Raw genomic sequence first — 18,550 nt, forward strand, 5'->3', positions numbered from 1 at the left:
CTGCGGGCCTGACCCCCGCCGCGCAGCGCGAGAAGGGGCCTTTCCGAACTTCCCGGGAAGGCCCCTTCTCGCTCACGGGCGTTACGAGTTGTTCTGCAGGCTGCTGCTGATGCCCTGGTCGAACTGGATCGCGTTCTCCTTGATGCCGTTGAACATCTCGGAGAAGTCGTTGATGCCCTTCACGGCGGCCAGCAGGCTGGTGTCGAAGTTGTTGTAGGTGGTGCGGATGACCTCGCTGGACTGCTGGAAGACCATGCCGTCGTCGACGAGGGTGTTGACCCGGTTGCGCAGGTTGCTGAGCACCGGCAGCAGGTTCTCGTGGGCGTCGTGCAGCAGGCTCACGACCTCCTCGATCTTGTGGTAGTCGAGGTTGATGCCGTTGTAGCTGGCCATGGGGTTCCTGTCCGTTCCTGTCGTGCTCGATGAGGTGATGAGGTTGCCGGTCCGCTGTCGGACTATTCGACGACCGGCGGGTTGTCGGACGGGTCGCCCGACCCGCTGTCGTCGTCGTTGCCGCCCACCTGCTGCCAGTCCGGCTGGTTGCCGTTGGCGTCCTTGGGGCCGCGGGTGTACTCGGTGCGGTCGCCGTCACTGCCGGTGGTCACCATCGTGCCGCTGCCGTCGGAGTTGAGGTTGGTCTCCGAGTGCACGGTGCTGCCGTCCGGGTAGGAGGTGTCCGTGGTGTAGTGGTTGCCGTCGCTGGAGTAGTTGGTGACCGAGGTGTACGTCTTGCCGTCGTAGGTGACGGTGGACTCCTCCTTGATCACGTGACGCTGGTCGTCGAGCGTGAGGTGGGTGTGGACGCTGCCCCGCGCGGTGTTGATCGTCTGGTCCAGCGGCGGGGCGCCGGGGTCGGTGGCGGAGCAGAAGTCCGGCATCTTGCCGTCCGGGCCGGGCACGCACTGGTCGAGGTGGGACTGCTTGTAGTCCCACAGGTCCTTGTCCCGGAAGTAGTTCTGCAGGCCCAGGTTGCTGCCCGTGATGCCCATGCCCTGGGCCAGTTCGGAGTCGAACGACAGGAACGCCTCGCCCACCGAGCCGAAGGCGCCCGCCAGTTCCTTGAGGCCCTTGTCCGCGTGGGACATGGTGCTGCTGGCGTTGGAGTAGAAACCCGAGAGCGCGTCGGCCAGGGTCTGGTCGCCGAGGACGGTCAGGGCGTCGCCGGAGGTGTATCCGTCGTAGTCCGTCTGGCCCAGTCGGGAGAACGTGCTGTTGTCGAGGAGCGGACCGATGTCACCGGCCAGGGCCTCCAGGTCCCGTTTGGCATCGTTCAGGACGTTGTATTCGATTTTGAGTGAATCGGCCATGCCTGGGCCTCCCAGTCGCGACTCCGGTCAGTTGGACCACGCCGCACACGCCCCGCCGGTTCACCTCGGACGGCGGCTGTAACCCAGGTCACGTGAACCGCAGCGGCGGTTGTGGCGTGGTCAGTTGGGGAGGAACCGCCCCGAGCCCCGCAGCTTCCGGGAGGAACTCGTATGCCACGCCCGACCGACTGGAACGCGATCGGGCTGGACAGCGACCCCACGCCGGGCGAGCCGGACCAGATCCGGACGCTGTCCACCGAGCTCAACCACCTGGGTTCCGAGGCCCGGCGCATCAGCACGGCGATCGACGCGGTCATGAACACCGCGGGTGACAGCGTCTTCGTCGGCGAGGCCGCCAACGCCCTGCGCGACAAGGTCAACGACCGGCTGCGCGGGCACATCGAGGACGTGGCGCAGTCCTTCGAGACCGCGGCGAGCGCGCTGACCACCTGGGCGGACAAGCTGGTCGACCTCCAGTCCCGTGCCGACGGCGCCCTCAACTCGGGCCGAGGGCTTTCCGAGGACGACCCGAACCGGGACACCTACGCCTCCACGGCGCGGCAGGCCGGCACCGAGCACGGCGAGGGCGCGGCCACGGCGGCGAGCAGCATCTCCGGTGTCTCCGACATCCAACTGCCGATCTCCAAGTGCCAGCTCTTCTGGGAGGCGTTCCAGTGGCTGGCGATCATCCTGATCGTGCCCGCGCTGATCTTCGGCGGCCCGATCGCGCTGCTCGCCCTCGGCGTCAACCTGACCCTCTTCATCAAGACGATCGTCGACTTCGCCAACGGTGACGCCAGTTTCCTCGACCTCTTCCTCGCCGGGCTCGGCATCCTGGCGCCCACCACCAAGGCGCTGCCGATCTTCCAGATCATCAAGAGCGTCGGTACGACGGCCTTCGCCAAGGGGTTCGCCAACATCGCCCGGGGCACCTTCCAGGCCCTGCGCAACCTGTTCACCAACGGCTTCCGCCCCACCACGCTGCTGCTCGGCCTCAAGGACCTGGTGCGGCTCGGCAGCACCTGGGTCTACAAGGGCGGCCTGTGGGTGCTGGACGGCATCCACAACCTGCCCAACATCATCAGCCACGGCGTCAACTCCCTGAGTCTGACGGTCGTGCAGGGCTTCAAGGCGATTCCCGGGTTCGTGCGCGGGCTGCCCGAGACGCTCTCCCGCGGCTGGCAGGCCACCAAGGAGTGGGTGGGCCAGGAGTTCGGCGGCACCAAGTGGCTGCGGATCTTCCTGCCGGTGGACGCGGCGGAGATCGGCGAGTACGGCTTCGCACGGGCCCTGCGGATCAGCCTCTTCGACCGCGGTGTGCTCGGCCAGCACATCTTCGGCGCCCCGATCACCAGCAGCATCGGCCGTACGATCAGCTCGGTGCCGGTCGACCCGCGCACCGTCGACGCCCTTGTCGACATGCCCCGCATCCAGCTCAACGAGGTGCGGTTCGGGGCGGGTTCCGGGCAGAGCAGCATCCGCAACCTCGACCTCAGCATCCCGAGCACGCATCTGGACGTCACCTCGACGCTCCGGCCGCCGTCCCTCAACCTCGGTGACGTCGGCGCGATCGCCCACCGCGGCAACTTCGGCGTCCACGCGGCGCGCACGGTGGACGCGCTGGTCGACATGCCGCATGTGCAGCTCGGCGCCGTGCGCGTGGAGAACTTCGGCGCACTGGGCGGGCATTCGGAGCTCGGGGTGAGCGCCGGCGCCACACCGACTGTCACCACCGCGTCCGGCCTCCATGTGCCCGCCTCGGCGGGAGTCCCCGGCGCCGGCCACGGCATCACCGACACGCCGGTCACCGCCGTCTCCGGCGGTGCCCACACCACGCTCACCGGACTGCCCCCGGCGCCGGCGAACCTCACCTCCACCACCGACGTGCTGCTGCCGGGCGGCGCGCACAACGCCACCCACGCGCCGGGCAGCACCGTCCTCACCGGCACCCACGCCACACCGCCGCCGGTCGCGGCCACGCTCGGCGACCTGTCGACCGCCAACCCGGGCGCGGGCACCCTGCACTCCGCGTTCACCGGCACCCCGGGCGTCGGCACCGTCCACGCACCGGGCGCCCCCGGCATCGGCGCGGCCCACACCGCACTGACCGGCACCCCGGGCACGAACATCGCCCACACCGCGCTCGACTCGGCCCCGGCGCCCGGCGGCCCGCACGACGTGACGGCGCCGCACAGCCTGCTCACCGGCCCCACGACCGTCGCCCACCCCTCCCCGACCGGCATCCGGCACGGCGGGCCGGGCAGCGTCGACGCCGGGGTCTCGGCCCTCGACCTGCTCGCCGGCACCCGCCACAACACCCCGCACTCCCCCGTGGCGCCCGGCACCGGCGACGCCCTCGCCGAGCGCACCACCAGCGCCCTCAACGCCCACCAGACCCGCCTCCACCTCGACGAACTCGTGCACCAGCCGGGCTCGCCGCGCCCGGGCACCCCGCCGGAGCGGCTCCCGCACGGCTCGCCGTCCCCGACGCCCGGGACGCCTGACCGGCTCACGATCGCCCCGGACCGGCTGACGACGAATCCGACGAACCCCATGACCCCCGACCGGCTCATGGTCGGCGCCGGGACGCACGAGCCGGCTCCCGCGCCGGTCGGCGGCTCCGGGCACCCGGGTCCCGGCGGCGACCACAGCGGCTCGGCCCTCGACCTCGTCGACACCGGCCGCAGCGCCCGCACCACCGACGGCCCCGCCTTCGCCGGCACCCCCACCCACACGGACGCCGACAAGGGCCTGGCCGGCTCGGCCTCCGGCACGCCCGGGCACGCCCCGGAACACCTGCCGGAACAGGGGGCCACGACCTCCGCCCACTCCGACAGCTTCGACGATCTCCTCAAGGACCCCAACGTCGTCCGGGTGCCCGGCGACCACCAGCTGGCCGTCAAGGCCCCGCGCGGCGACACCCGCCTCACCCCCGCCGACATCGAGCAGGCCTGGTTCCGGGACGGCGAGCGGGTCGACGCGCTGTTCGGCGGCGCGGACGACCCCCTGCGCCTGGACCGGCGTACCGCCTGGCGGGACCATGTCCAGGCCCGCTACGACCTGGGCCGGGCCGAGGACCTGCTGCCCGACCACGGCACCGCGGGCGGCTCGCACGGCCCGAGCGTCCACGAGATCCGCCTCCGGGACGACGTCCGCGACGCCCGGCAGCGGTACGACGACACCCGCGGCCGCCTGACCGAACTGGGCCTCGACCCGGCCCGGATGGACGGCGACCTGGCTGCCCTGCGCGACCTCAGCCTCAGGGAACGCCCCCGCGCGCTCGGCGGTACGGCCCTGCCCGAGCTGCTGGCCGACCATCTCAAGGCCCAGCACGGCCTCCAGCAGGCGGAGAGCAAGCTGGCCAACGCCGCGCCCAAGCAACTCGGGGACGCCAACAAGGCGTTGGACGAGGCGAAGAGCCAGGCGAGCCTGGCCGTCCATGACCTGGACCAGGCCCTGCTGCACGAGGTCGAGCACGGCGGGCTGTCCCAGCGTGATCTCAACCAGCTGGTCGACCAGTTCGCCGGCGCCGGTGAGCTGGAGCGGGCCCGGACCCTGCAGCAACACGCCCTGGACCTGGACACCAGGGTCCGCGCCGAGGGCGGTTCGGCGGGTGCGGACCAGTTCATCCGGACCGGTCAGGAGATCGAGAACCAGTCGGTCCAGGTACGGACCCTGGCCCAGCGGCTGGAGAACCTGGCGACGGCCGGCACCGAGCCTCTCCACGAGCTCCAGCGGCTGGCCGACGACCTCACCCACGCCGCCGGTGAACTGGACACCTCGCTCCAGGGTTTCGTCAAGGAGGCCGCAGAGTTCGGCGGCACCTACACCCTGCGCAACCAGCACGCGCCGGTCATCGCCGTCGCCCGGCATCTCGCCGACCTGGTCGGCGACGCCGCCCGGGGCGCGACGGAGGGCACCCCCCTCGTCCTCAAGGGCTTCAAGGGCACCGAGACCTCCATCAACGACGTCCGCGGACTCGCCGGTCTCACCCGGCGCTACCGCACCGACAAGGCCTTCGCCGAGGTGCCGACCGGAACCCAGTGGAAGGCCGAGCTGCCCGGCTCCACGGCACGCTGGCAGCAGGTGTTCGCCGACTTCGAGAACTTCGACCGGCTGTCGCGGACCCAGCAGATCTCGTTCGTGCGCGGGCTCTCCGAGCGGAACATCGGGGACCTGCGCAGGGAGGTCGGCGAGCTGCTGACCGGCATGCCGCAGGCCGAGCGCGTCCGGTTCGAAGCCCTCCTGGACGGGCTCCAGAACCTGCCGTACCGCATCAAGCACGCGACCCCCGCCTATCACGCCATCGCCAACAGCGGGGTGATGTCCTCCCAGGGCGACCTGAGCCGGCGCGGCTTCAAGTTCCTCGCCTCCGGCAAGAGTTCGGTGAACAACACCTCCAACCTGGGCAATGACGACTTCGTCTTCTTCCGCATGGAGGTCGGCGACAAGCCGATGGCCTCCCGGTACGGGCCGACGACGCTGGTCTTCGACGCCAAGGTCCTTGAGCAGAAGGGCGGTTGGGTCTCGCTGCACGACCAGCTGCACCCGCTCGACCGCGACACGATGAGCAAGCTGACGCACGGCGACGACGTCGTCCGCAGCGCGAAGTACGACGACGGATTCCAGAAGATGGGCGAGCGGGCCCGCTGGACGTACGAGTACCCGGGCGGCGGCGATCCCCGTACCGTCTCCTTCGATCAGGAGGTCTTCCACGGCGAACACGTCCAGGAGGCGCTCGCCCTGTCCGTGGTGCGCGAAGTACACCTGATCGGGGGCGGCTTCAAGGACGACGTCCTGCGGATGGTGGCCGGTCCGATCGACGCGGACCAGCTGGGGTCGGTCGTCACGAAGCTCTACCGGCCCGAGGCGAAGTTCGGCTCGGGGCTGCCCATCAACCCGTTCGAGAGCCGTGTCGCCTCGGAGTGGCCGAAGCCGCTCACGGTCCACCAGGCGGACGGAGACGGCCGCTACCTCGCCGACGGCACGGTCGACCCGGCCGCGCGTGCCGCGGGCAAGGCGTTCGACGAGGCATCCGACAAGCTGCGCCAGGCGGACAACGCCACCAAGGTCCCCAACAATACGAAGAACGTCCGGTACAACCTCAACCAGGCACTCCCCCGGGCCCAGGAATCCGTCGAGCTGACACGGCAGTTCCACTCGGTCGCCGTCGGCGAGCGCAAGGCCATGGCGCAGACCCTGCTCGACCAGCGGGTGAAGCTCCTCGACGACATCAGGACGCGGCTTGCGGAAGTGACGCCGTCGCGGGAGGCCGGCGGCCCGAAGGCGCAGCCCAAGGCGGTCGCCGGCGCGGGGGCCGGCCCGTCCCAGGTCCGGTCGCCGGAGCTGGACCGGCTCCTGGACGCGCAGCTCGCGCTGAAGGTGGACAAGCCCACCAAGCACATGAAGACGATGCTCGAGGCTCTTATCGACCACGACGGCTTCCGGGCGCTGAAGAACTCCAGCAACGGCGAGGAGACCAAGGCCGCGGTCGGCCTCGCCAGGAACAACTTCGGCGACACCTACAAGAAGCTGGTCAAGGCGGATCTGGTGAGGGGAGACGGCGACGGCCTGCACCTCACGCAGCTGGGCCGTGACCTCTTCCTGTCCCCGAAGGCGGACACGCCCACCCTTCCGCCGTCGGCCGTCGCCGAGAGCAGCACGAGCGCGGCTCATGGGCACCAGCCGGCCGTCCCGGCCCGGTTCGGCCCCGACACCAAGCCGCCCGCCCTCACCACGGACGGCACCACGGCACACACCCCCCACACCGACGCACCGACACCGCACGGCCTCGACACCACGGCGCCCGCACCCCACCGCATCGACACCGACGCACCGGCACCGCAGCGCATCGGCACCGACGCACCCGCGCCCCTGCGTATCGACACCGACAGCACCCCGCCGCGCATCGAGGTCACCGACACGAGCCGACCGTCCCGCTCTCCCCACGAGTCGCCCACCGCGCACCCGATCGACACGGAGACCACGCCGCCGCGGCTCGTCGGGACCGACACCACCTCGCCCCGCCCGACCGACCTCGACGCGTCCCAGCCGCACCCGGTCACCGTCGACTCCGCGGCCGCCCTCCGCCTCGTGGACACCGATGCCACGGCACCGCGCCTGCACGACCTCGGCTCGGCCGCGCCGCTCCACACCGGCACCGAGTCCACGGCGCCGAAGCTCGACGACCTCACCACGGCGGCTTCCCACCCGGCCGACACGGGCCATTCGGCACCGCTGCCCCCGCAGGACGGCACCCGTCTCGGGGCCGGCGGTTCGGCTCCGCGAGCGCCGGGGGACTCGGTCGTCGACGACCTGTTCCGGCGGCCCGAGCCACCGCGCACCGACGCCGCCCCGACGACGACGGCACCCGCCGTCGGTCGCGCGGCCGATCCCGACCTCCTCGACCGGGCCACCTTCCGGACCCGTACCGCGAGGCCGGGCGGTATCCGCTTCCGCTCGCAGATCCATCCCGTGGACCGGGCTCTGGACGAGTTCCGCCAGGTTCCCGTCGATCGGCTGGGGCAGCGGGCCGACGCCCTGGACCGGCTGGTCACCGCCGCCGAGACCTTCGTGCACGCACGCCCGGAGTCGGCCCGCCGGGCCGGTGTCGACGCGCTGCTGAACCAGGTGCGGGCCGAGGCGAACGCCTACCGCGTGCTGGAGGACTTCGAACGTCTCGGGCCCGCGGGCGGGCTCGGCGACCGGACCCGGGCTGCCGTGTCCGCCGGGGGCGCGAGTCCGCGAACGCACGCCCGCCTCCAGGTCGTACTCGGCGAGATCCAGCGGTTCGAGCGGCAGGAGAACGCCCTCGGGCTCCTGGAGAGGGCTGCTCCGCCCCCGGCCCGGCCGGGCGGGGACACCCCGTGGGCCGCCCGGTCCGAGGGGGTCCAGCGCATCCTCGGGCCCGAGGGGCGGCCGTGGCGCACGGGGTGGGAGGAGCTGACCGCCGCCCGTCAGGACCTCGGGGACGCCCGCGGGCAGCTCCGCGGGCCCGGCGACGCGAGCACCTCGCAGGGCGTGAGCGCCGTCGACGAGCAGGTGCGGCTGCGCGTGGACGCCGCCGAGAACCGATTCAACGCGGCCTACCACGGCCTGCGGGACAACGCCGCCGATCCGCAGCGCATCCAGGCCCGGATCGACGAGCTCGACGCGGACGCCACCCGGCACGGCGCGACGCTCGGCGCCGGCGGGTTCGACGACCTGCCCGACAACGTGCCCGTCACGGTCGACCGGATCGACCTCAACGACTCGGGGGTCTCCGGCCCGAACGGCCTCACCATCACGGTCAGCACCTCCGAGGAGGGCGGGTCGACACTGCGGCTGCTCGACCAGCAGCTCAACCCGGTCTCGGACCGGACCGTGGCCCCCGGCCCGGACGGCGGCTTCCTGGTACGGCACACGGACCGGGACGTCGTCACGACGTACACCGCGAACGGCGACCGGATCGCCGAGGACGTCCCGCTGCTCCGCGCCGACGACTCGCCCACGGGGCTGCGCCTGGACATCCGCCTGAACGGGCACGGCCACGCCGACCGGGTGACGGTCACCGGCCCGGGCGCCCAGGGGCTGGCCGCCGAGCCGTTGCCCGGCGGCCAGGTGCGGATCACCGACTTCGGCAGCGGCGCCACGACCCGGGTCGACGGACAGGGCCGCCCGATCGACGCAGGGGTCCGGCTCACCACTCCGACCGACGTACCCGAGGACCATCTGGTCCTGGTCACCGACGGCACCGGCACCCATGTCACCGACCTGGCGGGCGACCGCCTGCCGATGCGCGCGGACCGCCTGGGCGACGGCAACGGTGTGCGGATCACCGACGACGCGACCGGTGTCTCCGTACGCCACGACGGCCGGGGCCGGCTCCAGGAGGCGGGGTTCTCCCTCACCGACCCGCAGGGCGGACGCGGCGGGCTCTTCCTGGCGGAGCGGGGCGACGGCCGGTACGCGGTGACCGACACGGCCGGCGTTCCGCAGCCCGGGACGGTCACCCGGCTGCCCGACGGCACCGGGTTCCGGGTGACCGACGACACGACCGGCACCACCACCCGGTACACCGGCGAGGGACGCTTCGAGGACACGGGCCGGGCGCTGTTCGACCCGGCGACGGGCGGACGCGGCGACCGGATCGCCGTACCGGACGGCGCGGGCGGCCACCGGCTCACCGATGCGGCCGGGCAGCCGCTGCCGGAGCGTGTCATCGAGGTCGGCGACAACCGGCTGCGCACCATCGACGACACCACCGGGCACTCCGTGCTCTACGACGGGCACGCCCGTCCGGTGGGCACCTCGACGGCGCTGGCGGACCCGGCCGGCGGGCCACGGGGTACCCGCTTCGTGGCGTCCGACGGGGCCGGCGGCCACCGGCTCACCGGTGCCGACGGCCGCCCGCTGCCCGACGCGGTCACCGTCCTGCCGGGCAACGGCGGTTTCCGTACCGCTCACGGCGCCGGCTACCGCACGTTCGGGCCCGACGGCGCACACACCGGCGACGGCCTCCGGCTGACCGGGCGCGACGGCGCCACGGCCTGGCACCTCGACCGGCCGCTGGGAGCGCCGGAGCAGGTGCTGGACGACGCCTTCGGCCCGAACCCGACGCACACCGCCGCCGTCGACCCGGCGGGCCGTGTCCTGGTGACCCGGCCCGACGGTGTCGTGCGGACCTTCGACCAGAACACCGGCCGGTTCCTCGGGGAGCGGGTGCCCCTGCCGGGCGGCGGTCACCGCACCACCGAGACACTGCCGGCGGGGCACGGCGAACGCCTCGTGGTCACCGAGACGGCGGCCGACGGGCGCTTCGGCGGCGGATGGCTGGAGAACGCCTCCGGCGCCCGGCTCGACCACTGGAACGTCGGCCGGACCGACGGCCGGCTGCGGATCGTGTTCCAGCGGCAGGGCAGCCCGCGCAGCGGCGAGTTCCTGGAACTGGGTGCCGACGGCCGCCCGGCCCGGCAGGGGTTCCGGGTGCTGGACAACGGCCGGCCGACGGACTTCACGTACGTCCTCGACCACGCCCGGAACACCTGGGCACGCGTCGACGGCCGGGGCACCGCGGGAGCCGGCGCCTTCCACCACGGCACCGTCGACCTCTCCGGCCTCGCCAACGGCCGCATCCGGCTGCTCGGTTCGACCAGGGCCAAGGTCCCGGTCTTCGAGCGCCGGGTGCTGCCCGGGGCCGGCGGCGATGCCCTCGACTCCTTCCGCCGCACCGACACCATCGCCTTCGCCCGCACCGCCCCCCGTACCCACTGGGTGCGCTGGGACGAGAGCGGCACCCCGGCCGGGACCGGCGGCCGGCACTACGACACGGCGGGCACCGGCTGGCACGACACCGACGGCCGGGGGCGCACGGTCCGCGAATACCGGGACGGGCTGCAGAAGTTCGACGGCAGCGCCGGGCACACCCTGGCCGTGCGGAACGCCGACGGCAGCTGGACCTGGCACCGCTACGACGGCGCGGGCAGGGAGCTCTCCTCGGGCCCGCGAACACCGGAGCGCCTGGGCAGCGGCTGGACCGACCGCACGGCCGACGGCCGGGTCGCCCAGCGGCAGTGGGGCATGGCCGAGTGGCCCGAGCGGGCCGGCCAGTACCAGGAGCACGCCATGAACCCGGACGGCACGCTGCGCGCCACCTGGGAACGGCACTCCCCGCACGGCAAGGAGGTCGGCAGGCACGAGGCGTTCGGGGACGGCTTCCTGACCACCGACCGCTGGCGCGAGCAGCGCCCGCCGACATGGGTGCGCACCCGCTGGCTGACCGGCGCCGAGCACACCCGGCCGCCGTACGCGCATGTCCGGGGCGACAACACCTACCAGGTGTTCACCTGGAGCAGAGAGGCGAACGACGGCACGGTCACCGCCTCCGGTGTGCGCTATGTCGGCATGGACGGCAGCGCCCTCGACCTGGCCGCCGACGGGAGTTTCGCCCGCTTCAGCGGCAAGCTGCACGACGGCACGTCCCTGAAGGTCGGCGACCACGCCGGGCGCCCCGGCCACGCCCCGGCCAACCCCACCGACCAGCCCTGGCAGGCCGGCCAGGTCAGGGGCTACCGCGAACCGCTAGCGAACGACCCGGACGGCAGGCTCTGGCAGGACGTCCACCAGGCCGCCGACGGCACCACCCACATCGCCCGCGAGGGGCGGCCCGGCGGGGTGGTCCGGGAGTACACCGGCCCGTCGGGGAACCGCTTCTGGGTGGAGCGGGACCCGCACGGCAACCTCGTCGGCCAGAGCCACCCCAAGCCGAACGCCCCGGACCATGTGATCCAGGGTTCGGGCCGCGCCGACTCCGGCCGCTGGACCTGGCGCGAGCTGGACGGGAACGGCGCCCAGGTGGCCACCGGGGAGCGGCAGTTCTTCCGCGGCTCCACCGACTCCAGGCTGCCCTGGGACGACTCCTACCGGGACTTCGACGCGAACGGGCAACTGGTCCGCGAGCGCCGGATGCTCGACTCGGGCCGGTACGTGGACGCCTGGCGGGACGCCAACGGCTGGTGGACGGCCAACGTCTTCAAGCGCGACGGCACGGCCCTCGATCCGGCCATGGTCAACCAGGTCCGCCGCTGGTGGCACGACGGCGCCTGGCAGGACCAGTGGGCGCCCGGCGCCCGCCACTTCCGCGACTCGCTGCCCGGCACCGGCCAGGGCGCGCCCGCCGTCGTGCGCGAGACCCCGCTGCACAACGGCGGTCCGGTGCGGGTGCGGACGTACGACACCGGCGCCGGAACACCGGGGTCGGTGTGGAAGGAGTACGACCACGGCAGTGTGGTCCGCGAGCGGAAGGCGGACGGCGGCGGGTTCCTGGAGACGGACGCCTGGCGCGGCCAGTGGAACCGGTACAGCGACCGGGGCGAGCTGATCGCCCAACGCACCGACAGCGGGCTGGTGTTCGAGCGGGACAGCTTCGGCCGGATGCGGCTGACCGGCAACGAGTACGACTTCCGGGGCGCGCTCACCGAGATCCGCGGCTGGGGCCGTACCACCCGGGAGGCGCAGCGCATGCCGTGGTCCGGCACGGTCCTGCCGGACGGCAACGCGGCCTTGCGCGAGGCGCGTTACGAGCCGTACTGGCAGTCCGTGGCCAAGAAGGCGGCGCTGGAGTTCGGTCAGGAGTTCATCCTGGAGTTCGGTGCGAACCTCGCCGTCAACGGGATCGTGGCCGCCGTCCAGAACAAGCCGTTCACCGGCAAGGACGCCCTCAAGTCGTTCGCCAACGCGGCGGTCGGCGCGACCGTCAAGACCGGTCTGAGCACCGCGGTGCACGAGAACCGGGCCCTCGGGTTCGAGAAGCTCGGCAAGTTCAAGGCGGGTATCGCCAATGTCGACGGCGGCAAGCCGTGGACCCGGCGCCCGCTGAACCACGACAAGACCTGGGTCAACGAGTGGGCGGGCAACGAGACGCCGACCCGCTGGCGGGGCGGTGCCTACGACTTCTCGTTCGGCGTCCTCAGCAGCGCCCTGTCCGGCTGGGTCAACGGCAGTATGAACGCGGCGGTGTGGGGCGTGACCAACGCCGACGGGCAGACCGTGAAGCTGCATGGCGGGGACGCGGTCTGGGAGGGCGGGATCAACGCCGCCGCCTCCGTGACGACGGCCGCCACCACCGGACTGGTCAAGAACGTGTTCGTGATGAGCGCGGGCAGCCGGCTCTTCCACCGCCAGGGCTTCGCCGACTTCTGGATCCAGCTACCCTTCAAGATCTTCGAGAAGACGATCCAGTCGCTGTACCTGACCAGTACGTATCGTGCGAGCATCAATCCCACCTACTACCAGGCACCGTGACCGGGCAGCGGCGATCACCGAGGACTGAGGAACGTAGATGACCACCCGTCACACCGTGGCGCCCAAGGGGCAGGGCGGCCGGGGCGCGTACCGGACCATCGGCGAGGCGATACGCGCCGCCTCGCCCGGCGACCTGGTGGTGATCGCCCCCGGCACCTGGACGGAGAACCTGGTGCTGGACCGCGCGGTGGTGCTCACGGCGGAGCACGGCCGGGGCAGCGTGGTGATCGCGGCGCCGCCCGGTGAGGCGCCCGCGGTGACCGTGGACGGGCCGGACTGCGCCCTGCACAACATCACCGTGTGGGGCTCGGACGCGGGCCTGCCCGCCGTGAGCGTGTCGCCCGGCGCCGGGCTGGTCCTGGAGGAGTGCTCGGTGGAAGGCGGCCGGGTCCAGGTGAAGGGCCCGGACGACGAGGAGGGCGGTACGACGGCCGTGGTCCTGCGCCGCTGCCGTCTGGAGGGGGCCAGGCTGGCCGGTCTGCACCTGGCGGGTGGTGTCCGCGCCCGGCTTGAGGACACGGCGGTGACCGGCGTCGACGGCACCGGCGTGGTGCTGTCCGGCACGGCGAGCCTGGACGCCGTACGGCTGCGGCTGGAGCGTACGACCGGGTCCGGGATGCGGCTGCGCGGCCGGGCGCGGCTGCGGCTGACCGACTCGGTGCTGGCGGGCAGTGGCAGGGCGGGGCTGCTCCTCGAGGACTCCACCGAGGCGTTGGCCGGGGAGTCGCGCATCGAGACGCCCGGTGCGGCGGGGGTGCATCTGACCGGTTCGGCGCGGGCCGAGCTGACCGACTGCCGGATCCGGGGGGCGGCCGCCAGCGGGCTGGTCGTGCAGGAGACCGCACGGCTCAGCGCGTCGGGCTGTTCCGTGGCGGACGCGGGGGCCAACGGGCTCCTGGTGACGGGCTCGGCCGAGGCGGACCTGGCCGACTGCCGGATCGACCGCAGTGCCTTCAGCGCGGTGCATCTGGCCGGTACGGCCGTCGGGCGGCTCGCCGACTGCCGGGTGCGGGGCGGCTCCGAGCACGGTGTGCACGCCACGGGCGAGGCCCGGATCGAGCTGACCGACTGCGGGATCACCGATGTCGCCATGACCGGGGTCAGCGTCCTGGAGCGGGCGGTGGCCACACTCACCGGCTGCCGGGTCGCCGGGTCCGCCGCCGGGATCGGCATCGGCTCGCCCGCCGGCAGCACGGTCGCGGACACCACGGTGACCGGGACGAAGGAGATCGGCGTGCAGGTCGCCAAGGGCGCCGCCGTCTCCCTCGCCGGCATCCGGATCAGCGGCGCGGGGGCGGCCGGCCTGGTGGTCGACGAGGGCGCCGAGGCCACGGTGACCGGCGGCCGGGTCGAGGACTGCGCGGGCTCCGGCGCGGTCGTGTGGACCGGCGCCAGGCCGGAGATCACCGGGCTGCACATCGACCGGCCGGGCAAGAACGGGGTGTTCCTGGCCGAGGGCGCGGGCGGCACGTTCACCTCGCTCGACGTCACCCGCGCGGGTTTCCCCGCCCTGCACGTCGCCAAGGGAGCCGACCCGGTCTTCCGGCACTGCCGGATCCGGGACTGCGCGGAGGCGCTGGGCACCGACGAGGGCGCCAAGCCGGTCCTGGAGGACTGCACCGCCGACGGCACCCCGCTGACCTTCGGCACCCCCGCCACGGCCCCCGCGAACGGCAGACCCGGTGCCGCCCCCGCCTCCCCCTCCACCGCCAAGGCCGTCGACGACTCCGACGAGCCGGAGGAGGAGAGCCTGGAGGACCTGCTCGGCGAACTCCACGAACTGGTCGGCCTGGACCGGGTCAAGCAGGACGTCGGTTCCCTGGTCAAGCTCATGCAGACGGTCCGCCGCCGCGAGGAGGCCGGACTGCCGGCCCCGCCGCTCAGCCGCCATCTGGTCTTCGCCGGCAACCCCGGCACCGGCAAGACCACGGTCGCCCGCCTCTACGGCCGTCTCCTCAAGGCCCTCGGGCTGCTGCGCCGGGGCCACCTGATCGAGGTCGACCGGACCGCGCTGGTCGGCGAGTACGTCGGCCACACCGGCCCGAAGACCACCGCCGCCTTCACCCGGGCGCTCGGCGGTGTGCTCTTCATCGACGAGGCCTACTCCCTGGCCCCGGCCTTCGCGGGCAACGACTTCGGTACCGAGGCCGTGGCGACCCTGGTGAAGCTGATGGAGGACCACCGCGACGACGTGGTGGTCATCGCCGCCGGCTACCCCGGCGACATGCACCGCTTCATCGGCTCCAACCCCGGCCTCGCCTCGCGCTTCGGCCGCACCCTGCTCTTCGAGGACTACGAGCCGGGCGAGCTGGTGTCGATCGTCGAGTTCCAGGCTGGGCAGCACCGCTACGAGCTGACTCCGACGGCCCGTACCGAACTGTTCTCCCTCTTCCAGGCCATGCCCCGGGGCGAGGGCTTCGGCAACGGCCGCTCGGCGCGCCAGATCTTCCAGGAGATGACCGAACGCCAGGCCCAGCGCGTGGCCGAGCTCACCGCCCCGACGGCCGAAGAGCTGATCAGCCTGGAGGCCCACGACCTGCCCCACCCGGCCGCCCGCTGACGGCACGCTTCGTTCCGTACAATTTGAGGCCGAACGAAAGTCGAGAAGGAGTCACCCGTGCCCGGTCAGCGGTCCATCACCGAAGCCGAGAAGCTGGCCTCGGCGAAGCTCGGTGGCATCCCGATCCGCCGGGACCGGATGGCGGCCGTGGCCAACATCCACCGGGCCGCCTCCGCCGTGCGCCAGCACCTGGAGAACTCCGTGCTGCGCGGCTCGGACCTCACCTGGACCGCGTTCGTGGTGCTGTGGGTCGTCTGGGTGTGGGGCGAGTCGGAGACCCGGCATGTGGCGGAGGAGGCCGGGATCTCCAAGGGCACGCTCACGGGCGTGGCCCGCACCCTGGAGTCGCGTGGGCTGGTCAGCCGGGCCGGGCATCCGGGCGACGGCCGCCTGGTCCTGCTCAGTCTCACCGAGAAGGGCGAGGAGCTGATGCAGCGGGTGTTCCCGGCGTTCAACGAGGAGGAGGCGTTCGTGACCTCCGGGCTCAGCGACGCCGAGTGCCGGACCCTCGCGGAGCTGCTGCGGCGGGTCGTGCTCCAGGTCGAGGAGCACGGCGAGGAGCGGCGCCGGGAACTGCTCGACGGCGCCGAGCCGGCACCCCGCCGCAGCGGTAGGCGCCCCAAGGCCTGATCGGGACGCCCGATCAGGAGGCCTTCAGGTCGCCGCCGCCTGTACGAACGCGTCGAACAGGCGCTGCTGTGCCGGGTCTTCGTGCGCGGTGTCCTCGGGATGCCACTGCACGGCGGTGAACCAGCCCTGGGCGCCGGTCAGTTCGAGACCCTCGACGGTGCCGTCCGCCGCGGTCGCGGTGACGGTGAGGCCGGTGCCGAGGCGGTCCACCCGCTGGTGGTGGTAGCAGGAGGCGTCCGTCTTCTCCTCCCCCACCGCCTGTGCGACGCGCGAGCCGGGACGGAGGGTCACCGGGTGACGGAGGTGCCGGTGGGTGCGGTCCGGACCGCCCATGTCCTGCTCCAGCGTGCCGCCCAACGCCACGTTCACGGCCTGGAGTCCGCGGCAGATCGCCAGCAGCGGCAGGCCCGATTCCAGTGCGTGGCGGGCCACTTGGAGGTCGAAGGCGTCCTGGAGGTCGTCGACGTCGTAGACGCTGTCGTGGGTGTCCGTCGCTCCGTAGCGGCGCGGGGCGAGGTCGCCGCCACCGGGCAGCAGCACGCCGTCGAAGCGGGCGAGCCGGCCGGGCACGTCGGTGTCGGCGGGGTGGATGCTCGCGGGTTCGCCGCCGGCCCGCCAGACGGCCTCGATCAGGGCCCGGGCGTTGACCTCGGCGGCGAAGCGCAGCGCCGAGGTGGTGGCGGAGAACCGGGCGGGTACGGCGATGAGCGGGCGGAGCCGACGGTGCGGACGGGTCACAGCTGGATCCAGGTCGTCTTGAGTTCGGTGTACTTGTCGATGGCGTGCGCGGACTTGTCCCGCCCGTTGCCGGACTGCTTCATCCCGCCGAAGGGCACGGTGAGGTCGCCCTCCTCGTAGCAGTTCACCCAGACCGTGCCGGCCTTCAGGGCGCGGGAGACCCGGTGCGCGGTGGACAGGTCGGAGGTCCACAGACCGGCCGCGAGCCCGTACTCGGTGGCGTTGGCGAGCCGGACCGCCTCGTCCAGCTCGTCGAAGGCGAGGACGGACAGGACGGGACCGAAGATCTCCTCGCGGGCCAGGCGCATACCCGGGCCGACGCGGTCGAAGACCGTCGGCTGCAGATAGCTGCCGCCGGTGTCCGCCAGAGTGCGCTCGCCACCCGTGCGCAGCCGGGCCCCCTGCTCACGCCCGGCGGCAATGTGCCCCCGCACGCGCTCCAGGTGGGCCTCCCCGACCAGCGCGCCCAGCTCGGTCGCCGGGTCGAGCGGGTCGCCGATGCGGAGTTCCTCGGCGCGCCGCACGATGGCGTCCGTGACGCGCTCGGCGATCGAGGAGTGGACCAGGAGCCGGGAGGGGGCGGTGCACATCTCGCCCTGGTTGAAGAAGATGCCCCAGGCGGCGGTGGCGGCGGCCCGGTCCAGGTCGGGGGCGTCCGGGAGGATGATGTTGGGCGACTTGCCGCCCAGCTCCAGCCAGACCCGCTTGAGGTTGGAGTCGGCGGAGTAGCGCAGGAAGTGGCGGCCGACGGCGGTGGAGCCGGTGAAGGCCAGTACGTCGACGTCGGGGTGGAGGCCGATCGCCCGGCCGGCCGTCGGCCCGTCGCCGGTGACGACGTTGAGGACGCCGGGCGGGAGTCCGGCCTCGGTGCCGATCCGGCCGAGGAGCAGGGCGGAGAGCGGGGAGGACTCGGAGGGCTTCAGGACGACCGTGCAGCCGGCCGCGAGCGCCGGGGCCACCTTCCAGCTCGCCAGGGTGAGGGGGAAGTTCCAGGGGACCACCGCGCCGACGACGCCGGTCGGTTCGCGGGTGACCAGGGCGAGGGCGTCGGCGGCGGTGTGCGGGGACTCGTCGGTCAGCTTGTCGGCCAGCTGCCCGTACCAGCGGAAGGTGGTGATCGCGGCGCGCAGCTCGATGGCGTACGCCTCGGTGATCGGCTTGCCCATCTCCAGGGTGATGGTGAGGGCGAGTTCCTCCCGGTGTGCTTCGAGGAGTTCGGCCATGCGCAGCAGGATCCGGCCGCGCTCGGCGGGCGCCAGGCGCGGCCAGGGCCCGGAGTCGAAGGCGCGGCGGGCGGCGGTCACGGCGTGGTCGACCTCGGCCCGGCCGGCGTCGGCGACCTGGGTGAGGAGCTGTCCGTCCCGGGGTGAGACGACGGCGAAGGCCGCTCCGCCCCCGGGCTCGTCGGTGCCGTCGATGTGGTGCTGGGCGGGCAGGTGGAGGGCCTTTGCCCGGCCGAGCAGTTCGTCGGGGGTGAGGTCCAGCATGGTGTTCCCAATCGGAAGGCGGGGGCCCGGCCGTGCGGGGGCCGGGC

Annotated in this window: 7 protein-coding genes; 3 read left to right on the top strand and 4 right to left on the bottom strand. The window is 72.9% G+C overall.

From position 1 onward, the window contains the following. Nucleotides 1–81 precede the first annotated feature (81 nt). The gene (locus ACWGKQ_RS38850) at nucleotides 82–393 is read right to left on the bottom strand and encodes a hypothetical protein (protein ID WP_046730425.1); all 312 of its coding nucleotides are present in this window, start codon (nucleotides 391–393) and stop codon (nucleotides 82–84) included. A 62-nt stretch (nucleotides 394–455) separates the two neighbouring features. Next, nucleotides 456–1,307: a hypothetical protein gene (locus ACWGKQ_RS38855; RefSeq protein ID WP_453296761.1), complete on the bottom strand. Its 852-nt coding sequence runs from the start codon at nucleotides 1,305–1,307 to the stop codon at nucleotides 456–458. 171 nt (nucleotides 1,308–1,478) lie between these two features. Here ACWGKQ_RS38855 and ACWGKQ_RS38860 point away from each other — a divergent pair, with 171 nt between their 5' ends. The 3 genes from ACWGKQ_RS38860 to ACWGKQ_RS38870 are packed head-to-tail and all read left to right on the top strand — an operon-like array spanning nucleotide 1,479 to nucleotide 16,278. Continuing rightward, nucleotides 1,479–13,088 carry a hypothetical protein gene (locus ACWGKQ_RS38860; RefSeq protein WP_453296762.1) on the top strand — a complete coding sequence of 3,870 codons (11,610 nt, stop codon included), beginning with the start codon at nucleotides 1,479–1,481 and terminating at the stop codon, nucleotides 13,086–13,088. 37 nt (nucleotides 13,089–13,125) lie between these two features. Further along, nucleotides 13,126–15,648 carry a right-handed parallel beta-helix repeat-containing protein gene (locus ACWGKQ_RS38865; protein WP_453296763.1) on the top strand — a complete coding sequence of 841 codons (2,523 nt, stop codon included), beginning with the start codon at nucleotides 13,126–13,128 and terminating at the stop codon, nucleotides 15,646–15,648. A 57-nt stretch (nucleotides 15,649–15,705) separates the two neighbouring features. Continuing rightward, a complete protein-coding gene (locus ACWGKQ_RS38870; RefSeq protein WP_453296764.1) occupies nucleotides 15,706–16,278 on the top strand; it encodes a MarR family winged helix-turn-helix transcriptional regulator in 573 nt (190 codons plus the stop codon). A gap of 24 nt (nucleotides 16,279–16,302) precedes the next feature. On the opposite strand, the gene ACWGKQ_RS38875 is transcribed toward ACWGKQ_RS38870, so the two are convergent. Both ACWGKQ_RS38875 and ACWGKQ_RS38880 read right to left on the bottom strand, forming a co-directional pair. Continuing rightward, complete coding sequence (locus ACWGKQ_RS38875) at nucleotides 16,303–17,016, bottom strand: gamma-glutamyl-gamma-aminobutyrate hydrolase family protein (RefSeq protein WP_453296765.1); 714 nt, start codon at nucleotides 17,014–17,016, stop codon at nucleotides 16,303–16,305. Next, the gene (locus ACWGKQ_RS38880; protein WP_453296766.1) at nucleotides 17,013–18,503 is read right to left on the bottom strand and encodes an aldehyde dehydrogenase; all 1,491 of its coding nucleotides are present in this window, start codon (nucleotides 18,501–18,503) and stop codon (nucleotides 17,013–17,015) included. The genes ACWGKQ_RS38875 and ACWGKQ_RS38880 overlap by 4 nt, the downstream gene beginning before the upstream one ends. Nucleotides 18,504–18,550: the final 47 nt, after the last annotated feature.

It is taken from the genome of Streptomyces sp. NPDC054770 (assembly GCF_053611985.1).